13 protein-coding genes and 1 pseudogene are annotated in these 19,520 nt (G+C 73.7%); 6 read left to right on the top strand and 8 right to left on the bottom strand.

Features of this window, described 5'->3' with window-relative positions; genetic code table 11:
- Positions 1-282: 282 nt before the first annotated feature.
- Positions 283-2,304 carry a YjbH domain-containing protein gene (locus ACFHPP_RS20550; protein WP_437165106.1) on the top strand — a complete coding sequence of 674 codons (2,022 nt, stop codon included), beginning with the start codon at positions 283-285 and terminating at the stop codon, positions 2,302-2,304.
- A gap of 1 nt (position 2,305) precedes the next feature.
- Here ACFHPP_RS20550 and ACFHPP_RS20545 read toward each other — a convergent pair whose 3' ends face one another.
- From ACFHPP_RS20545 to ACFHPP_RS20530, 4 genes are all read right to left on the bottom strand, one after another.
- Positions 2,306-3,019 carry a hypothetical protein gene (locus tag ACFHPP_RS20545; RefSeq protein ID WP_437165105.1) on the bottom strand — a complete coding sequence of 238 codons (714 nt, stop codon included), beginning with the start codon at positions 3,017-3,019 and terminating at the stop codon, positions 2,306-2,308.
- Positions 3,020-3,091: 72 nt separating this feature from the next.
- Complete coding sequence (gene mdoH / locus ACFHPP_RS20540; RefSeq protein WP_437165104.1) at positions 3,092-4,762, bottom strand: glucans biosynthesis glucosyltransferase MdoH; 1,671 nt, start codon at positions 4,760-4,762, stop codon at positions 3,092-3,094.
- 41 nt (positions 4,763-4,803) lie between these two features.
- A complete protein-coding gene (locus ACFHPP_RS20535) occupies positions 4,804-5,574 on the bottom strand; it encodes a hypothetical protein (protein ID WP_437165103.1) in 771 nt (256 codons plus the stop codon).
- Positions 5,571-5,996 (bottom strand): ABA4-like family protein, encoded by a 426-nt coding sequence (locus ACFHPP_RS20530; RefSeq protein ID WP_437165102.1) that lies wholly within the window; start codon positions 5,994-5,996, stop codon positions 5,571-5,573. Before ACFHPP_RS20530 ends, ACFHPP_RS20535 begins: the two co-directional genes overlap by 4 nt.
- A gap of 80 nt (positions 5,997-6,076) precedes the next feature.
- Here ACFHPP_RS20530 and ACFHPP_RS20525 point away from each other — a divergent pair, with 80 nt between their 5' ends.
- Both ACFHPP_RS20525 and ACFHPP_RS20520 read left to right on the top strand, forming a co-directional pair.
- Positions 6,077-6,694 carry a TetR/AcrR family transcriptional regulator gene (locus ACFHPP_RS20525; protein WP_437165101.1) on the top strand — a complete coding sequence of 206 codons (618 nt, stop codon included), beginning with the start codon at positions 6,077-6,079 and terminating at the stop codon, positions 6,692-6,694.
- A gap of 169 nt (positions 6,695-6,863) precedes the next feature.
- Positions 6,864-7,676: a PEP-CTERM sorting domain-containing protein gene (locus tag ACFHPP_RS20520; RefSeq protein ID WP_437165100.1), complete on the top strand. Its 813-nt coding sequence runs from the start codon at positions 6,864-6,866 to the stop codon at positions 7,674-7,676.
- On the opposite strand, the gene ACFHPP_RS20515 is transcribed toward ACFHPP_RS20520, so the two are convergent.
- Genes ACFHPP_RS20515 through ACFHPP_RS20505 form a run of 3 tightly spaced genes read right to left on the bottom strand, consistent with a single transcriptional unit; the run spans position 7,677 to position 10,665 of the window.
- Positions 7,677-9,173, bottom strand: a complete 1,497-nt coding sequence (locus tag ACFHPP_RS20515) for a tripartite tricarboxylate transporter permease (protein WP_437165099.1) — start codon at positions 9,171-9,173, stop codon at positions 7,677-7,679.
- Complete coding sequence (locus ACFHPP_RS20510; RefSeq protein WP_437165098.1) at positions 9,173-9,682, bottom strand: tripartite tricarboxylate transporter TctB family protein; 510 nt, start codon at positions 9,680-9,682, stop codon at positions 9,173-9,175. Before ACFHPP_RS20510 ends, ACFHPP_RS20515 begins: the two co-directional genes overlap by 1 nt.
- Positions 9,682-10,665, bottom strand: a complete 984-nt coding sequence (locus ACFHPP_RS20505) for a Bug family tripartite tricarboxylate transporter substrate binding protein (protein ID WP_437165097.1) — start codon at positions 10,663-10,665, stop codon at positions 9,682-9,684. Before ACFHPP_RS20505 ends, ACFHPP_RS20510 begins: the two co-directional genes overlap by 1 nt.
- Positions 10,666-10,813: 148 nt before the next feature.
- Between ACFHPP_RS20505 and ACFHPP_RS20500 the strand changes: the two genes are divergently transcribed.
- From ACFHPP_RS20500 to ACFHPP_RS20490, 3 genes are all read left to right on the top strand, one after another.
- On the top strand, positions 10,814-12,136 hold the full coding sequence (locus ACFHPP_RS20500; protein WP_437165096.1) for an APC family permease: 1,323 nt from the start codon (positions 10,814-10,816) through the stop codon (positions 12,134-12,136).
- Positions 12,137-12,204: 68 nt separating this feature from the next.
- Positions 12,205-13,395, top strand: coding sequence for a hypothetical protein (locus tag ACFHPP_RS20495; RefSeq protein WP_437165095.1), 1,191 nt, complete (start codon positions 12,205-12,207; stop codon positions 13,393-13,395).
- Positions 13,392-14,309, top strand: a complete 918-nt coding sequence (locus ACFHPP_RS20490) for a hypothetical protein (RefSeq protein WP_437165094.1) — start codon at positions 13,392-13,394, stop codon at positions 14,307-14,309. Before ACFHPP_RS20495 ends, ACFHPP_RS20490 begins: the two co-directional genes overlap by 4 nt.
- Before the next feature lie 848 nt (positions 14,310-15,157).
- Here the strand turns inward: ACFHPP_RS20490 and ACFHPP_RS20485 are convergent.
- Positions 15,158-19,363: pseudogene (locus ACFHPP_RS20485) on the bottom strand (two-partner secretion domain-containing protein); the annotation flags it as partial.
- Positions 19,364-19,520 lie beyond the last annotated feature (157 nt).

Here is a 19,520-nt window from a genome sequence, read left to right as displayed (position 1 = left end):
TGGTGGTGATCGCGTGGGAGCTGTGTGGGGGGGGGGGGGCGGGGTTTGTTCGCGGGGGCGCCCCCCCCGCACCCCCGCCGGGGAGACAGGGTCTCCCCGGACCCCGCCATCACATGCAGGAAGGGAGGGGGCGCTTCGGCCCCCTCCCTTCCTGCATTGAAACCCTGGCGGTCCAGGTGGCCCTGCCACCTGGCAGGGGGTGCAGGGGGACGGCGTCCCCCTGCAATCGCCGTCGCCGCCCTCCTCACGCTGCTCCTGCCCGCCATCGCCGGCGCGCAGGAGGTGCCCGGGACCGGGTCGAGCTTCGGTGGGGTGGGGCTGGTCGAGACCCGCAATGCGCGGTTCCGGCCGGATGGGGTGGTGGAGGCAGGTTCTTCGCTGCGGCACCAGCGGCGCTTCCACTTCATCAACTGGCAGGCGCTGCCCTGGCTGGAGGCGACGTATCGGCTGGCGGAGCGGCTGGACGGCACGACCGGCGCTGGCATGACCAGCGACCGTGCCTTCGACCTGAAGCTGCGCCTGGTGGCGGAGAGCGACTGGTTGCCGGCGGTGGCGGTGGGCTTGCAGGATTTCATCGGCACCGGGCTGTATGCGGCGGAGTACCTGGTCGCCTCGAAGCGCTTCGGGCGCTGGGATGCGACGCTCGGCCTGGGCTGGGGTCGGATGGGCACCGGCGATGACCTGTCCAACCCGCTGACGGTGATCTCGCCGCGCTTCGAGGCCCGGCCGCGGGAGGTCGGCGAGGGCGGCACGATCAACCGCTTCGCGCTGTTCCGCGGCGACCAGGCCGCGCTGTTCGGCGGCCTGGAATATTCCCTGCCGGAGTTCTGGACGCCGCTCGGCAGCGTCGAGGGCCTGCGCGCCAAGATCGAGTTTTCTGGCGACGCGCTGCGCGACGAGCGCGGTGGCTGGCCGGCGCGGCGCACCGGGCTGCGCGGGGAAGCCGCGAGCCGGGTGAATGGCGGGCTGCACTGGTCGAATGGCTGGCTCGATGCCGGGGTGGATTTCGTGCATGGCACCGACCTGCTGTTCCGCGTCTCGGCGCGGCTCGACCCGGACCTGGTGCCGGAGCGTGAGGCGCTGCCGGCGCTCGGGGCGCGGCCGCTGGCGCCGAGCGCCGATCCGGAAGCCGCGGTGGCCCGGGCGCTGCGCGGCGCCGGCTTCCGGCCGGTCTCCGTCCGGATCGCGGGCGGCGAGGCGTTCATCGCCGTGGCCGGCGGCCGCCAGCGCCGGCTGGCGGGTGCAGCCGGCCGGGTGCTGCGGGCTGCCCAGCCGCACCTGCCGCCGGCGGTGGAACAGCTTCGCCTGTCCTGGCGCCAATCGGGCGTCGAGATTGCCCGAATCGTCCTGCCGCGGCGCGCCATGGAGGCGGCCTCTGCCGGCGCCGGCAGCGCGGAGGAGATGTTCTTCGCGGCGACGCTGGAGCCGGCCGGGGCCGATGCGCTCGGGCTGATGGATGGCGGCACCGGCTTTTCCTGGGGGCTGGAGCCACGGGTTTCCGTGCTGCTCGGCGATCCCTCGCGGACGCTGCGCTGGCAGGTGGCGGCGGTGGCCGGGGCGCGGTGGGAGATCGGGCACGGCGTCGCGCTGGCCGGCAGCCTGGCGCAGGCGCTGGGCGGCAATCTCGGCGGCGCCCCGGCTTCCGACAGCGTGCTGCCGCGGGTGCGCAGCGAGGTGGCACGCTATGCGCGGGAGGGCGAGACCTCGATCCCGGCGCTGTACGCGGAGCGCATCTGGGGCCTCGGCCCGGACATCTTCGCGCGGGTCAGCGCGGGCTACCTGGAGCCGATGTTCGCGGGCGTCGCGGCGGAGGTGCTGTGGCGGCCGCGGGACCGCGCCTGGGCGCTCGGCGTCGATGTCGCGCAGGTGGCGCAGCGGGACTACGACCAGCGCCTCGGCGTGCTCGGCTATGCCACCACCACCGGCCATGTCTCGGCTTATGCCGACCTGCCCTGGTTCAACCTGTATGGCGTGGTGCGGGCCGGGCGCTACCTGGCGGGGGATTGGGGTGGCACGGTGGAGATCGGCCGGCGCTTCGCCAGCGGCATCGAGATCGGCGGCTTCGCGACGCTGACCGACGTGCCGTTCAGCCAGTTCGGCGAGGGCAGCTTCGACCGCGGCATCTTCATCCGCATCCCGCTCGACCTGTTCGGGATCGAGACGCGGGCGGTGACGCCGGTGGTGGTGCGCGGCGTGACGCGGGATGGCGGCGCGCGGCTGGCGGTGGACAACCCGCTGTGGGAGGTGACCCGGGAGGGCCGCGACAGGGCCCTGCTGGACGGCTTCCGGGATTTCCTGCGGTAGCTCAGACGAACCACAGCAGGTCGTCGAACTGGCTCGCGGCCGGCAGGTCCGCGGCGGTGCGGTTGGACCAGGTGACGCTGGCATCGATGATGCCGTCGGCGTTCAGGTCGGCATGCGCGGTGATCCCCTTGTAGCCCTCCGCCCCGGCGCTGGTCACCCAGGCCAGCGTGCTGGTGCCGGGCCGCCAGCCCCAGAGGCTGAGTTGTTCCCCGGACTCCCAGTCGGTGATGGTGCTCCAGGTGGTGGAGCCGCCGCGGCCATCCAGGAAGAACACGTCCTGCCCGGCACCGCCGGTCAGGAAGTTCGATCCGGTGCCGCCGTCCACCACGTCGTCGCCCGGGCCGGCATCCACCGCATCGTCGCCGCCCAGTGGATTGATGAAGTCGTTGGCCGAGGTGCCGATCACCACGTCGCCGGCCGCCGAGCCGAGATACTGGAAGCGGATATGGGCGACCGGGCCGGCATAGACCTCAGGCATCATCAGGAAGGTCTGCACGATGGTGAAGTCGTCCCGCGCCGCCTCCAGCATCGCCGCCTGTTCCGAGGCGGAGAAGCTGCCGGATTGCAGGTTCTGGTAGAAGCTGGTGGGCGGATTGAAGAAGGTCTGGATCACCCGGATGAACAGGCTGGTGTCGAGCGCGGTGGCGGAGGCGTTCGATGCCGCCTCGAACAGGCCGGCCTCGTCCAGGAACGGATCCGTGGGCACCAGGGTCATCGCCGCCTTCGCCTCGCCTGCCATCTCGGGCGAGCCCTAGCATCGGCGTGGTTGCGGAAGCCTCAACACGGATCAGGCGGCGCCGGCCAGCTCCTCCGGCGTCGCGGCGATGCGGCGGCGGCGCAGCCAGGCGGAAACGCCAGGATCGGCGCTGAGCACGCAGAGCGGAATCGCCAGCACCGGGCCGAGGGTGAAGGGCAGCGCCAGGGCCAGGGCGGCGGCGGATGTGGCGCCGAAGGCGGCGGTGGCGGCCAGGCCCAGCAGCGTGTGCGGCCATAGCAGCCGCGCCGCATCGGCCCAGGCGACACCACGATCCGCGCGGTTCTGCGGCAGCCAGCCGGTGCGGGCGCCGAAGGGCAATGCCACCAGGAAGATCGCCTTGTTCAGCGTCGACAGCGGCTCGAACAGCTGCATGAACAGGATTTCCGTCAATGCGCCGCGGGCGAAGGCGGCGCGGCCGCCATAGGTCCCGGCGACCCGCCGCTGCACCAGCGCCTGCGCATATCCGGCGAATTTGGGTGCGAAGTAGCAGAGCCAATGCGCCAGGACGGCCAGCGCCAGCGCGCCCATCGGCGTGTCCGCGCCGCCGCCCGTCACGGCGTTCACCGCCGCCAGCGCCAGCGCCAGCGCATAAAGTGGCGCGCCCAAAAACAGCAGGATGGCCTGCACCAGTTGCAGCCGCCCCAGCGCCGTGAAGGCCGGCAGGCGCAGCAGATGAAAATACTGCATGTTGCCGGCGCCCCAGCGTTCGTCGCGACGCAGGAATTCCGGCAGGGCGGGCGGGTTGGCCTCCAGGCTGCCCTCCTCCGCCGGCAGGCAGCGCACCGCCCATCCGGCGGCCTGCAGGCGCACCGATTCCACCATGTCGTGGCTCAGGATGCGGCTGCCATCCGGCAGCGCCTCCAGCTTCGCATGGTCGCGGAAGGGGGCGGCGCGCAGGATGGCGTTGTGGCCCCAATAGGGTCCGGCATCCATCTGCCACCAGGCCTGCCCGGTGGCCCAGGCGCGCATGCCGGCGCGCATGCCGAACTGGAACAGCCGCGGGAAGGCCGCGGTGGCGGGCCGGCCGACGATGAGCTGCTGCACGATGGCGAGCTTCGGCTCGGCCTCCATGATCGCGACCAGGCGCAGCACGGCTTTGGGCATCATCACGCTGTCGGCGTCGAGCGTCAGGAAATACGCCTCGTCCGTCAGGTGGTGGTCGAGGAAGTCCATCACGTTGCCGGCCTTGAAGCCGGTATTCTCGGCGCGGCGGCGATAGCGGGTGGCCGGGTGGCGCGCGGCGAAGGCGGCGATGGCGGCTTCCTCGGCCGCGGCGGCCGCCGCATCCTGGGTGTCGGACAGCAGCCACAGCCGGAACCGGTCGGCGGCGCCGGCGGCGGCGAGGCCATCCAGCAGCCGTGCCAGGGGCGGCAGCACCGCGTCCATATCCTCGTTGCGCAGGCAGACCAGCAACGCGGTGGTGCTTCGGGGCGGGCCGGGCCGGATGCGGGCCAGGGCCGGCAGCACGGCGGCCGGCGGGTCGCGCGCGCCCAGCAGGATGGCGAGGCCGACCAGCGAATTGGCGGCCGACAATGCCGCCCAGGGCGTGGTGAAGGCGATGCAGGCCAGGATCAGCGCCTCGATGGCCGAGATGCCTCCCGGCAGCAGCGCCCGCAGCAGCAGCCAGGCCAGCAGCGCGGCCAGGGCCAGGACCAGGGCAGCGAAGACACTGCGGCGCAGCAGGGGCGATTCGGTCGGCACGCCTGCGATATGGAGGCGGATGATGGCGGGCGTGCGGCGGCTCAGACCGAAAGCGGCAGGCCGGCGCGGGCCAGGGCGAAGGTGCCCAGAGTCAGGACCATCCAACCCAGCGCGCCAAGCCAGACCTGCACCGCGCCGGTGCGGGTCAGCAGCCAGAGCGCGGGCAGCGCCTGCATCGCATGCACCGCCAGGAAATGCGCCACGCGCAGGTCGCCGCCGGTGCTGGACCAGTAGAAGGGCGGCAGGCCGCCCGCGCCGCCACCCACCAGCGGCGTCGCCTGGGCCGAGATCGCCATGCCGGTGAAGCCGCCGAGCACGCCGGACAGCACCAGCCCCGCGCCCACCGCCAGCCGCCACGGTCGCGGCTGCGCCTGGTCTCCGCGCAGCAGCACCAGCACGCCGAGCAGCGCCGCCATCGCCACCAGCAGCACGGCGCCGAGGCCCATCAGGCTGTACATCAGGGCGCCGAGGGGATCCTCCGCGAAGTGGCTGGGCAGGCCGAGCGCGGCGCGCCAGGTGATCCAGCCCTGCTCGTACAGCGCGGCAGCCAGCGTGACCCACAGCACCAGGCCGGCCGCGAAGCCGCGCCGCGCTTCCGGCGCCAGCACGCCCCACGCCCAGGCCAGCGTCCAGAACCACGGCACGAAGGAGGCCGCGAATTTGGCCGGCTTGGTCCAGACGGACAGGCCGTTGAAGGTCCGCCCGTCCAGCGCCATCGCCACGAGGCACAGGCCCAGCGTGGCGAGCGCGACCCAGCCGGCCCAGGCCAGCAGGGGCTGGCGGCGATGCAGTTCGGTGAGGATCGCGCTCATCGGCTGGCGCCCCGGAAGGCCCGCAGGCCGAGGAACAGCAGCAGCCCGGCCGGCCCGGCCAGGAAGGTCGGCGGCAGGCAGAGGCGGACCAGCCAGGGGTTCACACCCTCCGCCGCGCCGCGCCGGCAGATCCAGGCGCCGATGAACAGGTCGAAGGCCAGGTAGTGGATCCAGCCGGCCAGCAGCAGGCCGGGCGTGGCGAACAACTCCGCGACCTCGGCCAGCGATCCGAAGCCGCCGGATGCGCCAGGGGCGTGGATGGCGAGAAGCGCGACATACAGCACCGACAGGGCGCCCGGCACCGCGAGGCCGCCGACCCACCAATTGGCCCAGCGCCGCCGCGGCACCACCAGAAGGGCCAGCCAGCCGGCCATGGCCAGGGCGCCGGCAGCGGAGAACAGGGCTTCGAGCGGCATCGTCATCTCCAACTTTCCATTGGTCAGTTTGTCGCAAGGAGAACTGTCCATTGTCAAGTTGGAAGTCGCGCGTCACACTTGGTCACATGACCCTCACGCCCAAGGCCCGCGGCCGGCACCACCATGGCGACCTGCGCCGCGCCCTGCTCGATGCCGTGGCCGAGATCGTGCTGGAGGCGGGGCCGGAGGCGGTGACGCTGCGCGAATGCGCCCGCCGCGCCGGCGTCTCCCACTCCGCCGCCGCGCCGCATTTCGGCGACAAGCGCGGCCTGCTGACCGCTTTCGCGACGGAACGCTCCGCCCGCCTGCGCGCGGCGATGGAGGCGGCGGTGGCGGCGCTGCCGCCCGGTGCCGATGCGCGCACCGTGCTGGCCGCGACCGGCCATGGCTACCTGGCCTTCGCCCGCGACAACCCTGCGCATTTCCGCCTGATGTTCCGCACCGACCTGATCGACACCTCGGACCCGGCCTGGCGCCAGGCCGCGACCGCCGCCCGCCTGCCGCTGGACCGGGCGATGGCGGCGCTGCTGCCGGGGGCGGATGAACGCACCCTCCGGTCCCGCCTGGCGCTGGCCTGGGCCGCGGTGCACGGCTTCTGTGCCCTGGCGACGGAATTGCCGGGCCACCCGTTCTGGACGCCGGAGGTGGCGGACGACCTGGTCGATCTGCTGGTCAGGGCCTGCGCCCTGCCGCCCCCACAGTAATCCTTCCAACTGACGGCAGTTGAATTCCAGTCCCTTCGCAGCATAGCGTCGGGTCGATTTGAATTTCACGTCCAGGCTGGAGACGGGACAAATCATGCAACGCCTCATGCAGCGGGAACGGCGGCCAGACCAGCCTCGCCACTCCGGGGCGCGCCAGCGCAGAGCCCGCTTGAGTCCATCCCGCGGCAGGGCTGCCGGCCTGCTTGTCACCGCCGCGGCCCTGGCCGCCGTCCTCGCCGCCCCGCCCGCCGCCGAGGCCGCGCCCTTCCTGAGCAGCGGCGACTGGCAAGCCAATGCCGTTGTCCCGAATGTCCTGGCCGGCGCCACGCTGACGACGATGCCCGGCCAGGCCATCGTCGCCACCGATTTCTTCGGCTCCTACACCGCGGCGACCTACAGCACGCCCGTCCCGGTCAACATCGACGGCCTGCCGCAGCAGCCGACGCCCTTCGGCCGCCGGGACGTCCTCCCGACGCCCTTCCCCAGCGGGGCCGCCGGCCAGATGGCGGGTTATTTCTACTGCCTCTCCGCCTTCTCCGGGTGCCTCGGCGCACACACCGTCACCTACACGCTGCCCTTCGACATCATCGGGCTGGCCGGGCAATTGCTGCTGTCGACAAGCACCAGCGCCATGAGCCGGCTGAGCGACATCCCGTTCTTCGACTTTCCCGAGACCTACTTCGACCCAACCAAGATGCTCGGCTATCAGGAGGGTCGTCCGCCGTCGAACATCTGGTCCGGCTTCTGGGGAAGGACCTTCGCGGCGCCGACCAACACGCTGACGGTGACCTGGACGCCGGGTCTGATCGGCATCGACGACGCGGCATTCTTCCGGCTGACCGATCTGGTGGCCTTGCGGGCGGCGGACGGCGCGACACCGGTGCCGGAGCCCGCCTCCCTGGCGTTGTTCGGCGTGGGGCTGGCCGGCATCGCCGTCCTCGGACGGCGCCGCAGGCGGGCGAAGGGAACGCCCGCCGCCTGATCAGGCCGCGCGGCGCGCCCACACCCCGTACAGCCGCGGTCCGGCCAAGGCCGCGAGGGCCAGCAGCAGGATCACCAGGCTGATCGGCCGCGTCACGAAGACGCTCCAGTTGCCCTCGCTGATGGTCAGCGCCTGCCGCATCGCCTGTTCCGCCATCGGCCCCAGGATCATGCCGATCACCACCGGCGCCACCGGGAAGTCGAAGCGCCGCATGAACATCGCGATGATGCCGATGCCGTACAGCAGCACCAGGTCGATGACGGAGTTGCTGATGCCGTAGGTGCCGATGGTCGCGAAGACCAGGATGCCGGCGTACAATTGCGGCTGCGGGATCTTCAGGATGCGCGCCCACAGCCCGACCAGCGGCAGGTTCAGCACCACCAGCATGACGTTGGCGATGAACAGGGAGGCGATCAGCGTCCACACCAGATCCGCCTGCGTCGTGAACAGCAGCGGGCCGGGCTGGATGCCGTAGGACTGGAAAGCGGACAGCATGATGGCGGCCGTGGCACTCGTCGGCAGGCCGAGGGTGAGCATCGGCACCAGCACGCCCGCGGCGGCGGCGTTGTTGGCCGCTTCCGGCCCGGCCACGCCCTCGATCGCGCCGGTGGTGCCGAATTCCTGGGCATGTTCCGGCCGCACCAGCTTCCGTTCCATGTAGTAGCTCAGCATCGTCGGCATCTCGCTGCCGCCGGCCGGCATGACGCCGAAGGGGAAGCCGATGCCGGCACCGCGCATCCAGGGCCAGATGGAGCGTTTCCAGTCGCTGCGCGTCATCATGATGCGGCCGACCGGGCGCACCTCCACCGGGCCTTCGACGTAGCGCCAGGCGAGGTACAGCGTCTCCCCCACCGCGAACAGCGCGACGGCGACCAGCACCACGTTCACCCCGTCCAGCAGTTCCGGTACGCCGAAGGTCAGGCGCGGCTGCCCGGTCAGCAGATCCACGCCGACCAGCCCCAGCAGCAGCCCGAAGCCCAGGCTGGTCAGCCCGCGCAAGGCCGATCCGCCGAGCACGGCGGAGACGGTGACGAAGCACAGCACCATCAGCATGAAGTACTCGGCCGGCCCGAGCTGCAGCGCGAACTCCACCACGATCGGCCCGAGGAAGGCGAGCCCCAGCGTGCCCACCGTGCCGGCGACGAAGCTGCCGATGGCGGAGGTTGCCAGCGCCGGCCCGGCGCGGCCGTTCCGCGCCATCTTGGCACCTTCCAGCGCGGTGATGATGGAGCCCGATTCGCCCGGCGTGTTCAGCAGGATGGAGGTGGTGGAGCCGCCATACATCGCGCCGTAGAAGATGCCGCAGAACAGGATGAAGGCGCCGGTGGCGGAGACGCTGTAGGTGATCGGCAGCAGCAGCGCGATGGTCAGCGCCGGCCCGATGCCCGGCAGCACGCCGATGGCGGTGCCGAGGAAGCAGCCGAGCAGCGCCCAGCCCAGGTTATGCAGCGTCAGCGCATGGCCGAAGCCAAGCATCAGCCCGTCGATCGCGCTCATCAGCCGGGGTCTCCGAAGACCAGCGCCTCGACCACGCCCGCGCCGATGTTCACGCCGAGCCCCTTCACGAACAGCCCATAGGCGGACAGCGCCACCACGAAGGCGATGACGACGTTGCGCAGCCACGCGCGCGACCCGAAGGCGGCGGCGACCAGCACGAACTGCGCGGTGGCGGCGATGGTGAAGCCGAAGGGCTCGATCAGCACCAGGTTCACCAGCAGCCCGGCCAGCAGGAAGCCGAGCGAACGCAGGTTCAGCGGCGCGGCGCCGACCAACTCCTCATTGTCCTGCGACCAGCCGCCGCGCAGCGCGACCGCCGTGAGCCCGGCACCCAGCGCCACCAGGCAGCCAGCGACCAGGTAGGGCACCACCTTCGGCCCGACCTGCGCATAGATCGGCGAGGCCGGGATCACCGTGGTCTGCCACAGCGCCAGCAGCCCGACGCCCAGCACGAACAGCGCCGCGCCCAGGTCGGCGCCCCGTGTCGCCGGGGCGACGGGTCCGGACATCAGCTGGCGAGGCCGATGTCGCGCAGCACCTGCTCGGTCTCGGCATGGTCGCGGGTGAGGAACTGGGCGAAGTCGTCGCCGGTCAGGAAGGCGTCGTCCCAGCCGCGGGTCTGCACGATCTCCCGCCATTGCGGCGTCGCATGCAGGGCGGTGACGTAGTCCACCAGGGCCTTGCGCTGGTTGGCGTTGATGCCGGGGGCGCCGAACAGGCCGCGCCAGTTGCCCATGACGATGTCGATGCCGCTTTCCTTCAGCGTCGGCACGCCGTCCAGGCTGCGCGTCTCGCCGGTGGTCGCCAGCGCCCGCATGCGGCCCGCCTTCACCTGCTCGGCGAATTCGGAAACCCCCGAAATGCCCGCCTTCACCTGCGCGCCGAGGATCGCCGCCTGGGCCGGGCCGCCGCCGGCGAAGGCCACGTAGCTGGCCTCCCGCGCGTTGCGGCCGAGCGACTTCAGCATCAGGCCGAGGATGATGTGGTCGATGCCCCCGGCGCTGCCGCCGGCCACGGCGACGCCACCCGGATTGGCCTTCAGCGCATTGGTGAAATCCTCCAGCGTGCGCATCTCGCTGTTCGCCGGCACCACGATGATGCCCGGCTCCGTCGTCATGCGCGCGATCGGCACCACGTCGCGGATGCTGACGGGCGTGCGGTTGGTGATGCCGGCGCCGACCATCACCGCGCCGCCCACCAGCAGCGCGTTCGGCCGGCCGCGGCGCTGGCTGATGAAGCGCGGCAGCCCGACCATGCCGCCGGCGCCGCCGACATTCTCGAACTGGAAGTTGCCGACCAGGCCGGCCTGGCGGGAGGCCTGCTCGATGGCGCGGCCCAGCCCGTCCCAGCCGCCGCCCGGGCCTGCGGGCACGAAGACGAACAGGCTCTCGAACATCTGCTGCGCCCAGGCGCTGCGGCTGGACAGGCCGGCGGCAAGGCCGGAGGCTGAGAGCGCGGCCGTGGCGGCGAACAGGGTGCGGCGGCTTGTCATGTTTCCTCCGGGGGTGGCGTTCCGGGGTTCACCTTATCCAGCCGCCCGGCGCGCCGGAAGGCCACACTTGCCGGCGAAAGCCGCCCGATGGGAAAGCTTTCATGATCGTCACGTATCCTGGTTTGGGCCTGTCCTGGAGCATTGCGGAATGAGCGCGCCCTCCGAACCCACCCTCGTCCGCGCCATCGGACCCTTCCAGCTTTTCGCCTACACGCTGGGCGGGATGCTCGGCGCCGGCATCTACGGGCTGGTGGGGCGCGCGGCCGGCGAACTCGGCTCGGCGGTCTGGCTCGGCTTCATCGTCGCCATGGTGGCGGCGCTGCTCACCGGCCTGTCCTACGCCTCGCTCGGCAGCCGCTACCCGCATGCCGGCGGCGCGGCCACCATCACGCAGCGCGCCTTCGCCCGGCCGCTGCTGACCTGGGTGGTGGGGCTTTCGGTCATGGCCTCCGGCCTCACCTCCGTCGCCACGCAATCCCGCGTGGTGGCGGAGAACCTGCTGCGGCTGGCCGGGCTGCAGGGCGTGCCGGCGCTGGCCATCGCGCTCGGCTTCCTGCTGCTGGTCACCGGCATCGTCATCCGCGGCATCCGCGAGAGCATGTGGGTGAACATCCTGTGCACCACCATCGAGTCCGCCGGCCTGCTGCTGGTGATCGCGGTGGGCATTCCCTACTGGGGCAGCGTCAGCCTGATGGAGACGCCGACGGGCGAGGGCATCGGCATTTCCTTCCTGATGACCGGCGCCATCCTGACCTTCTTCGCCTTCATCGGCTTCGAGGACACGATCAACGTCGCCGAGGAAGCCCGCGACCCGCGCCGCACCCTGCCGATCGGCATCATCGGCGCCATGCTGGCGGCAACCGTGCTGTACATCGCCGTCGCCGTCACCGCCGTCTCCGTGGTGCCGTGGCAGGAACTGGCGGCGGCGCCGGGGCCGCTGGCGGAGGTGATGGCCCGCGCCGCGCCCTGGCTGCCGGGCTGGGGCTACGTCGCCATCACCATCTTCGCCGTCGCCAACACCGCGCTGCTGAACTACGTCACCGCCTCCCGCCTCGCCTACGGCATGGCGCGGCAGGGGCTGCTGCCGAAGGCGCTGGCGCGGGTGCATCCGGTGCGGCGCACCCCGCATGTGGCGGTGCTGGCGCTGCTGCCGGTGCTGGTGGCGCTGGTGCTGCTGGGCAATATCGGCCAGCTCGCCTCCGCGACCGTGCTGCTGCTGCTGGCGGTGTTCACCGTGGTGAACCTGGCCCTGCTGGTGCTGCAGCGCCGGCCCGGCGAGGCGCGCGGCGGCTTCGAGGTGCCCTGGCCGGTGCCGGCCGCCGGCGCCCTGGTCTGCGCCGCGCTGCTGGTCAACCGCGTCGCCGCCGGCGACTGGCAGGCCCCGGCGCTGGCCGGCGGGCTGGTGGTGCTGATCCTGCTCGGCTTCGCGCTGCTGCGGCCGCGGGTCGATGCGGCGGCGATGCCCGGCTAAGGGGGCTTGCCTTGCGCAGGGCCGGCCCGCCCGACATGCTCCGGCCTCGGCGAGGGGGGTCTCGGGGGATGCAGGGTTCATCGCGGTGGGCGTGGCTTGGCCTGATCCTCGGGCTGGTCCCTGGTCCGGCGCTGGCCCAGCCGGCGCCACCCACCGGCGCACCGGCCGAGATCACGGTGCAGAACGAGACCGACCTGACCCTCACCTACCTGTACATCGACCCGGCCGGGGCGCGGCGCGGGGACGACCGGCTGGGCCAGGACACGGTGCCACCCGCCACCACCTACCGCGCCCGGCTCGGCCGGCAGGCGGGGTGCAGCTTCGACGTGACAGCGATCTGGCAGGATCGGACGGAGGAGGTGCGCCGCGCCGTCGACCTCTGCGCCACGCCGCGCCTGGTCTTCGGCGACGCCGCCATGCCGACGCTCGACGTCGCGGTGGGCAACAACAGCGACACCGTGCTGCGCGAGCTTTGTGCCTCGACCACCGGGACGACCGGCGCCTGGGGCCCGGACCGGCTGGGTTCGGAGGTGATCCCGGCCAACGGCGCCTTCCGCCTGCGCATCCGCACCCGCGACTGCACCTTCGATATCCGCGCCGTCTTCGCCGACGACCGGGAGGAGGTGAAGGCCCGCATCGATCTCTGCGCCGAGCGCGGCGTGGTGTTCGACCGCAGCGGCGTCCCGCGCCCGGAAAGCCGCAGCCTGGTGCTGGCGAACCGGCATTTCGCGACGGTGGAGCAGGTGTATGTCTCCTCCTCCAGCGAGGCCGACTGGGGCCCGGACCGCCTGGGCGCGGAGCTGCTGCCGACCGGGCAGGACACGACGCTGGAGCTGGAGGTGGAATGCCGGGTGGACATCCGCATCCTGTTCCCCGGCGGCGGCAGCGAGGAACGCCGGGCGGTGGACATCTGCGCCGCGCCGCGCCTGGTGCTGACCCCCGGCTGGGTCGCCGCCAGCGCGCCGGATGCGGCCACACCCGATGCGGCCATGACGGAGCCCGGGGAGACCGCCGGCGTGCTGAGCCTGCGCAATGCCGGCCCGCTGCCGATCGTCGAGATCTACGCCTTCCCGCCCGGCGAGCCGCGCGGCACGGACCGGCTGGGTGCCGACATCCTGCCGGTGGGGGAGGTGCTGGACCTCGAGGCGCCGGATGGCGATGCCTGTACCGCCGATGTGGTGGCGGTGTTCCGCGATGGGCGGAAGGTGACGCGCAGCGGCCTCGACCTCTGCAAGGCCGGGGAGATCGAGATCCGATGAAGCCGCTTCCCGCAGCCCTCGCCGCACTGCTGCTGGCCAGCACCGCGCCGGCCCTGGCGCAGCCACAGCCGGGCCGTCCCGCGCCTGCCACACCTGCCGCGCCCGCCGCACAAGGCATCCCGCAGCCGCTGCGTGGCGCCTGGTTCGCCGGCGACTGCACCGAACCCACTGCCGTGCTGGTCGTCACCGCGCGCAGCGTCGCGCGCCTGGATTCGGAGGAACCGGCCCACCTGTTCCGGTTCCGCGGCACGCGCCGGTTGGGTGGCTGGACGCTGGGCACCGCCGGCGGGGCGGAGGCACCGCGGCTGCTGCTGCGTGCCGTGGGCGCCGGGCTGGAAACCGCCGAGCCCGACCCGAAGACCCGCGACGACCGCCTGCCCGGCGAGCTGGAGCCCGAATCCTGGCGCCGCTGCGCCACCCCGCCGCTGGCGCTGGCCGCGCTGCACGGGGAGGGCGCCGCGTTCCTCGGCGCGCTGGAACACATGGAAGCCGGCTGCGGGCCCGTGGCCCCGGGGTCAGGCGCCACCGCCGCCGCCTGTGCCGCCACCATCGTGGCGCAGGCCGATGTCAGCGGCGATGGCCGCCTGTCCGCCGCCGAGCTGGCGCGGCTGGCGCGCGGCGCCGCCTGGCTCGCCGCGGTGCGCGAAGGTGCGACGCCGGACCTGCTGTCGGCCGCCGTCGGGGCCGGCGGGCTGGCCGGGCTGCTGGCGGCGCGGGTGCTGGTGGAAAGCCTGGACTACGACGGCGACGGCAGGATTTCTGCGGCGGAGCTGGTGCAGGATCGTGGCGCGCTGGCCGGCCCGCCGGGGGGGCCGCTGGGCAATGCCGCCGGCAGCCCGTTGCGGCTGGAGGGGTTGGCGGAAGGCGCCGGGCTGGTGCGCGGGCTGGCGGAGGGGCTGTTCGGCGAACAATAGCCGTCCTCCTCCTCCGGATCGCGCGGCAGGAAGGGGCCCGGCGCGCCGGGACGCCGGTCGCGCAGGTCCAGCCGGGGCGCCGTCGCCGTGGCGGGCAGGATGGCGGGGAACGATGGTACGGCGACCGGCGGCCCGAGGGGTGGCGCGACCGGGGTCACGATGGGGGGCTCGACCGGTGGCTCCACTGGCGGCACCACGGGTGGCTCGACCGGCGGGGCTTCCGGTGCACCGCTGCATGTCGCGGCCGACATGACGCAGTTGTTGAACAGGTAGTTGCCCCCCGGCGCCGTCACCGCCACGGCACGCGCCGCCGCCTCCCCGCCCTGGCCGCCCAGCACGCCGAGGATGAAGGCCGACCCGCCCTGGCCGAGCAGGCCGAGCCGCCCGGCCTCCAGCACCCCGAGCGTCGGCGCCGTGTCCAGCAGCAGGAACACCGGCGCCGCGCCGGCATCGAGGTCGAGCACCGCCGCACCGCCCGGCAGTGCGCGCGCCGGGCCGAAATCCGCCAGCTGGGTCGCCTGCCGCGCCGGCGCCAGGCCGGGCACATCGGCCAGCAGCCCCGCCGGCAGCGCAGCCAGGCCGCCCTGCCGGCTGTCCAGGATCAGCACCGGCAGCGCCGCCGCATCCCGCGCCACCAGCCGGCTGGTGGCACCCGCGGTGAAGCCGCCCGGCGCCGCAAGCAGCACACCGCGCCCGGCCTGCAACGCCGCGCCATCCAGCCGCATGGCCCCGCCGGCGCGCAGCACCAGGTCGGCGCCGGATACGGCACCGGCGAGCGTCAGGTCGCCTCCGGTGGCAAGGCTCAGCGCCCCGGCCGCCGCTCCGCCAGACAACCGCGCCACCGCGTTGCCCGCACCGTCCAGCGCCACCTGGCCGGCGGCGGACAGGCGTAGTCCGGCCGGGCCCACCGCCAGCCCGGCCTCGCCGGCGGCCTGGGTGATGTCGCCGCTGCGCGCCACCAGCGCCGCGGAGCCCGCCGCCACGGGCGCCGCCAGGTGCAGGGCGGTAGCGGACAGGTCCAGTGCGCCGGTCGCCTCCAGCCGCTCCAGCCGCAACGCACCGATGCTGTCCAGGCCCAGCGAGCCGACCCGGCCGCCCAGGCGTTCGACCGCCTGCGCCGCGTCGATCCGCACGGCGCCCGGCGTATCCAGTTGCAGCAGCCCGGCGGCGAGGCTGCCGCCGGCCTCGTTCCGGATGCCCGCCTCGGCGCGCAGAAAGATAGTCGGCGCCGCCAGGGCCCCGGTCAGGCGCAGCGCCGCCTCGCCCTCCTGCGCCACGGCGAAGGCCACCGCCGCACCACCGGGGCCCAGCGCCGCCACGCGGTTGCCCTGGCCGTCCAGCAGCACGCTGCCCGCAGCCGCCTCGGCCTGCAGCATCCCGGCCGAGAGGCCGGCGCCGCGCAGGGTCTGGCTGATATCACCCGCCATCGCCGCCAGGTCCGCCGTCCCGGCCGCGACCGGCGCCAGGATCCCGAGCGAGGCGGCCGAGATCGCCAGCGGCCCCGGCGCGTCCAGCGCCTCCGCCACCAGCAGCCCGCCCTCCTGCGCCAGGGACAGCGCCCCGGCGCGGCCACCGATGGCGCCGAGCCCGTGCCGCCCGGCCGCGTCCAGCCGCACCGGCCCGGCCGTGTCCAGCCGCAGCATGGCCCCGCGCAGCCCGCCGCCGGCACCGTCATCCAAGCCGCTTTCGGTCCGGAAGCGCAGGCTGGGCGCGGTGACCAGGCCGGCGAGCGACAGCGCCGCATCGCCCTGCTGCGCCAAAGCGAATTCGCCCGCCGCGCCGCCCGGCCCCAGCGCCGCGATCAGGTTGCCGGCACCCTCCAGCGTCACGTTGCCCGACAGCGACCGCACCAGCAGCAGCGGTGCCGCCAGCCCCGCGCCGGTGGCGGCCTGCCGGATATCCTCCGCCACCTGCAGCGCCAGCGTGCCACCGGCCACGACCGGACCTTCGATGGACAGGGTGCCGCCCGCGGTCAGGCGAATTTCGCCGCCCGCCTGGCTGGCCCCGATTCGCGAAAGGGCGTTGCGCGCCTCCTCCAGCAGCACCGGGCCCTCGGTGGCGCGGACGCGCAGCAGCCCGGCTTCCAGCGCGGCCCCTGGGGATTGCGTGATGCCGAGCGGCGCGGAGAGATCCGCCTCCGCCACCCCCACCGGCGCGCCCAGAAGCAGCGCGCCGCCGGTGGCCAGGAAGAACCCGCCCGGCGTGGCGACGGCGCCGAGTTCCGGGACGTGGTTGCCGGCGGCGCGCAGGTCGACAAGGCCGCCGGCCTGGACCGAGACGATATCGGCCAGCAGCGGCGCCGCGCCGGGCGCCTGCACCAGGCTGCCCGCCTGGACCAGGGAGAGCTGCGCCGCCTCGATCCCCGCCAGCCCCAGGTCACCGGCGCCGCGCCAGCCGAAGCCGCCCCGCGCCTGCCCGCCCAGGCTCCCCACCCGGTTCAGCGCCGCATCCAGCCGCACCGCGCCGGCTGGCGCCCGCGCCACGAGGCTGGCGGCGGTGATCGGCGCGGCCGCGGTCTGGGTGAGGTCGCCGGCGGTGGCGCGCAGGGTGGCGGTGGCGGCGGCAAGCGGCGCCTCCAGTGCCAGGCCCGTCGCCTCCAGCGCCAGCGCGCCGCTCACCACGAGCGGGCCATCCAGCCGCAGTGGCGCATCGGTGGCCAGGCTGAAATCCCCGGTGGCGCCACCCGCGCCGAGCACGCCGAAGCGTTGGCCGTCGCCCGCGACCCGGACCGAGCCGCCGGTCAGCGCAACCCGGTCCGCGACAATGGCGCCTTCCGCCGTCAGCGCGCCGCCCGCGCGCAGCGTGACGCCCGGCGCCTCGACGCGGCCGGCCACGTCGAGCGCGCCGGAGGTGGCCAGGGTGAAGCCGCCATCGGCGCGGACCGTGCCGAGGCGCGCCACCGCATTCTGCGCCTCGGCCAGCGTGGTGGTGCCACCGGTCTCAAGGCTCAGCGCCAGCGCCGTCAGCCGCGCGCCCTGGGCCTGGGTGATGTCGCCGGTGGCGCGCAGCGCGACCTCCGGCGCCGACAGCGGCGCGGCGAGGCGCAGCGGTCCCTGCGTCACAACCAGCAGCGTGTCGCCGGCGAGGCCCTGGATCCCGGCGATGCCGTTCAGTGGCGCATCCAGCCGCACGGCGCCATCCGGCACCGCGATCTGCAGCGTCTCGGCGATGAGGCGGGAGGCGGCGGATTGCGTCAGGTCGCCCCCCGTCACGCTGAGGGAGACCAGCCCGGCATTGATGCCGCCGACCACCTCCAGGCTGCCCTGGTTCACCAGGGACAGGCCGCGCGGCACGAAGCTGTCGCCCAGTTGCGCCACGCGGTTGCCGGCGCCGGCGAGCGACACCGCGCCGAGCGCCGCATCCAACCGCAGCGTCCCGGCCGAGACGCCGGCACCGCTGGCCTGCTGGGTGACACCGCGCAGGGCGAACAGGTCCAGCGTGCCGGTGGCGGTGAGCGGGGCTAACAGCGCGATGGTCTGCGGCGTCTCCAGCCGGATGTCGGTGGCGGCGAGGGCCGCATCCACGCTCATCGCCAGCCGGCTGGTCACGCCGAAACGGCCCGCGGCCTCGCCGCCGGCCAGGGCGCGGATCGTGTTGTTCGCGGCCTCCAGCCGCACCGACCCGCTGGTGCTGCGCGCCTCCAGCGTGCCGAGGTTCAGGTTCGCGCCGCTGGCCGCCTGCACGATGTCCCCGGCCGAGCGCAGCACCAGGTCGCCGGCGATGGTCATGCCGCGCACAATGGTGATGCCGGTGGCGGCGGCGTCGGTGGTCTCCAGCGTCAGCGGGCCGGTGGGCTTGCTCACCGCGGCCTGCACGCGGATCGCGCGTTCGGCCTGCAAGGTCAGCGCGCCGGTGGTGGCGGCGATGCTGGCGGCGGTGATCTCGGCGGGCTCACCGATCGGGGAACCGGCGCCGGACAGGCTGCCGACGATGCGCAGCTCGACCGGGTCCACCAGCACCTCGCGGCCCTGCATCGCACCATCCAGCGCCAGGCCACCGCGGGAGGAGACCTCGATACGGTCGGCGGCGAGGCTGCCGGACATGGTGGCGTGGGTCCCGGCATGGACGATGACGGTGCCGCCCGCCGCCCGCACCGTGGCCCCGCGTTCCACCACGGTACGCCCGGCGAGTCGTCGCGGCTGGCCGATGCGGCTTTCGGTGCCGGCGCCGAGCGTGACATGGCCGCCCGGCGCCTCCACCACCGCGGAGGGGGCGAGGCGGACGGTGCCGCTGGCGGTCGCCTCCACCACCGGGGCACGCACCATGCCATCGAGGCGGAGGCCGCCACCCTCCGCCCGCAGCGCCACCTGCGCGGCGGTGGTGGTGCCGCCCGACGTGACCAGGGTTTCCAGCACGCCGGAGGCGGCGCGGGCGGTCAGCAGCACGCTGCCACCCTCGGCGGTAATGGTGCCGGACTGGGTCACCAGGGACGTGGCACCGGAGGGTGCGGCGCTGACCTGCCGTGTCACGTCCAGGGCCAGCAGCCCATCGCCGGCGAGGTCGAGGGCGAAGGCCTCCCCACCCGCCAGGGCGACGCGTCCGAGGCGCGCGCGGATGCTGCCCGAATTGGCCACCACCGGCCCGACCAGCGCGGCCAGCCCCTGGTCGGCCACGGTGACGGAGCCCCGATTCTCCACCCGCGCGCCGGGCCTCGGCGCGCCGTCGAAGACCATGCGGCCGCTCAAGAAATTCTGGTTGGTGATGTCGGCGGTGGTGGCGATCAGCGCCGCCACGTCCACCTGGGCGCCCTGGTGGAACATCACGCCGGCCGGGTTGACCAGCGCGACGCCGCCATTCGAGGTGACGCGCCCCGCGATGGCCGAAGGGTCGCCGCCCACCACCCGGTTCAGCGACCAGGACCCGGCGCCGGGCTGGCGGATATCCACCTGGTGGCTTCGGCCGACATCGAAGCGCTGCCATTCCAGGATGGCGCGGTCGCTGCCCTGTTGCACCTGGGTGCGGCCGGGCGTTCGGGTGATGCTGGCCTGGCCAGCGACGACAGTTCCGCCCACCGGCCCGGCATCCGGCGCCTGGGCGGCGGCGAGGCCGGGCATCGCCAGGGCGGCGGCCATCAGGGCGGGGCGGTTCGGGCGCATCGGCGGGCATCCTGCCCCAGCCCATACCCAACCGGAAGCTGAATTTCCCGCCCACCCTGCACGCCCTCTGCCCACCACCCCGCGTTGCACCCGGGCCTGCGGCGCGACAGGATGC

It is taken from the genome of Falsiroseomonas sp. E2-1-a20 (assembly GCF_051433195.1).
Classification (GTDB): domain Bacteria; phylum Pseudomonadota; class Alphaproteobacteria; order Acetobacterales; family Acetobacteraceae; genus Falsiroseomonas.
Note: the sequence above shows the minus strand (reverse complement) of the source record. Positions and strands in the feature narration are given on the sequence as shown.

Bases quoted from the DNA above. Each gene is read 5' to 3' on its own strand.
- ACFHPP_RS20535 (WP_437165103.1), bottom strand. From the start codon at position 5,574: ATGAGCGCGATCCTCACCGAACTGCATCGCCGCCAGCCCCTGCTGGCC.
- ACFHPP_RS20515 (WP_437165099.1), bottom strand. From the start codon at position 9,173: ATGAGCGCGATCGACGGGCTGATGCTTGGCTTCGGCCATGCGCTGACG.
- ACFHPP_RS20500 (WP_437165096.1), top strand. From the start codon at position 10,814: ATGAGCGCGCCCTCCGAACCCACCCTCGTCCGCGCCATCGGACCCTTC.
- ACFHPP_RS20495 (WP_437165095.1), top strand. From the start codon at position 12,205: ATGCAGGGTTCATCGCGGTGGGCGTGGCTTGGCCTGATCCTCGGGCTG.
- ACFHPP_RS20525 (WP_437165101.1), top strand. From the start codon at position 6,077: ATGACCCTCACGCCCAAGGCCCGCGGCCGGCACCACCATGGCGACCTG.
- ACFHPP_RS20530 (WP_437165102.1), bottom strand. From the start codon at position 5,996: ATGACGATGCCGCTCGAAGCCCTGTTCTCCGCTGCCGGCGCCCTGGCC.
- ACFHPP_RS20510 (WP_437165098.1), bottom strand. From the start codon at position 9,682: ATGTCCGGACCCGTCGCCCCGGCGACACGGGGCGCCGACCTGGGCGCG.
- ACFHPP_RS20505 (WP_437165097.1), bottom strand. From the start codon at position 10,665: ATGACAAGCCGCCGCACCCTGTTCGCCGCCACGGCCGCGCTCTCAGCC.
- ACFHPP_RS20545 (WP_437165105.1), bottom strand. From the start codon at position 3,019: ATGACCCTGGTGCCCACGGATCCGTTCCTGGACGAGGCCGGCCTGTTC.
- ACFHPP_RS20490 (WP_437165094.1), top strand. From the start codon at position 13,392: ATGAAGCCGCTTCCCGCAGCCCTCGCCGCACTGCTGCTGGCCAGCACC.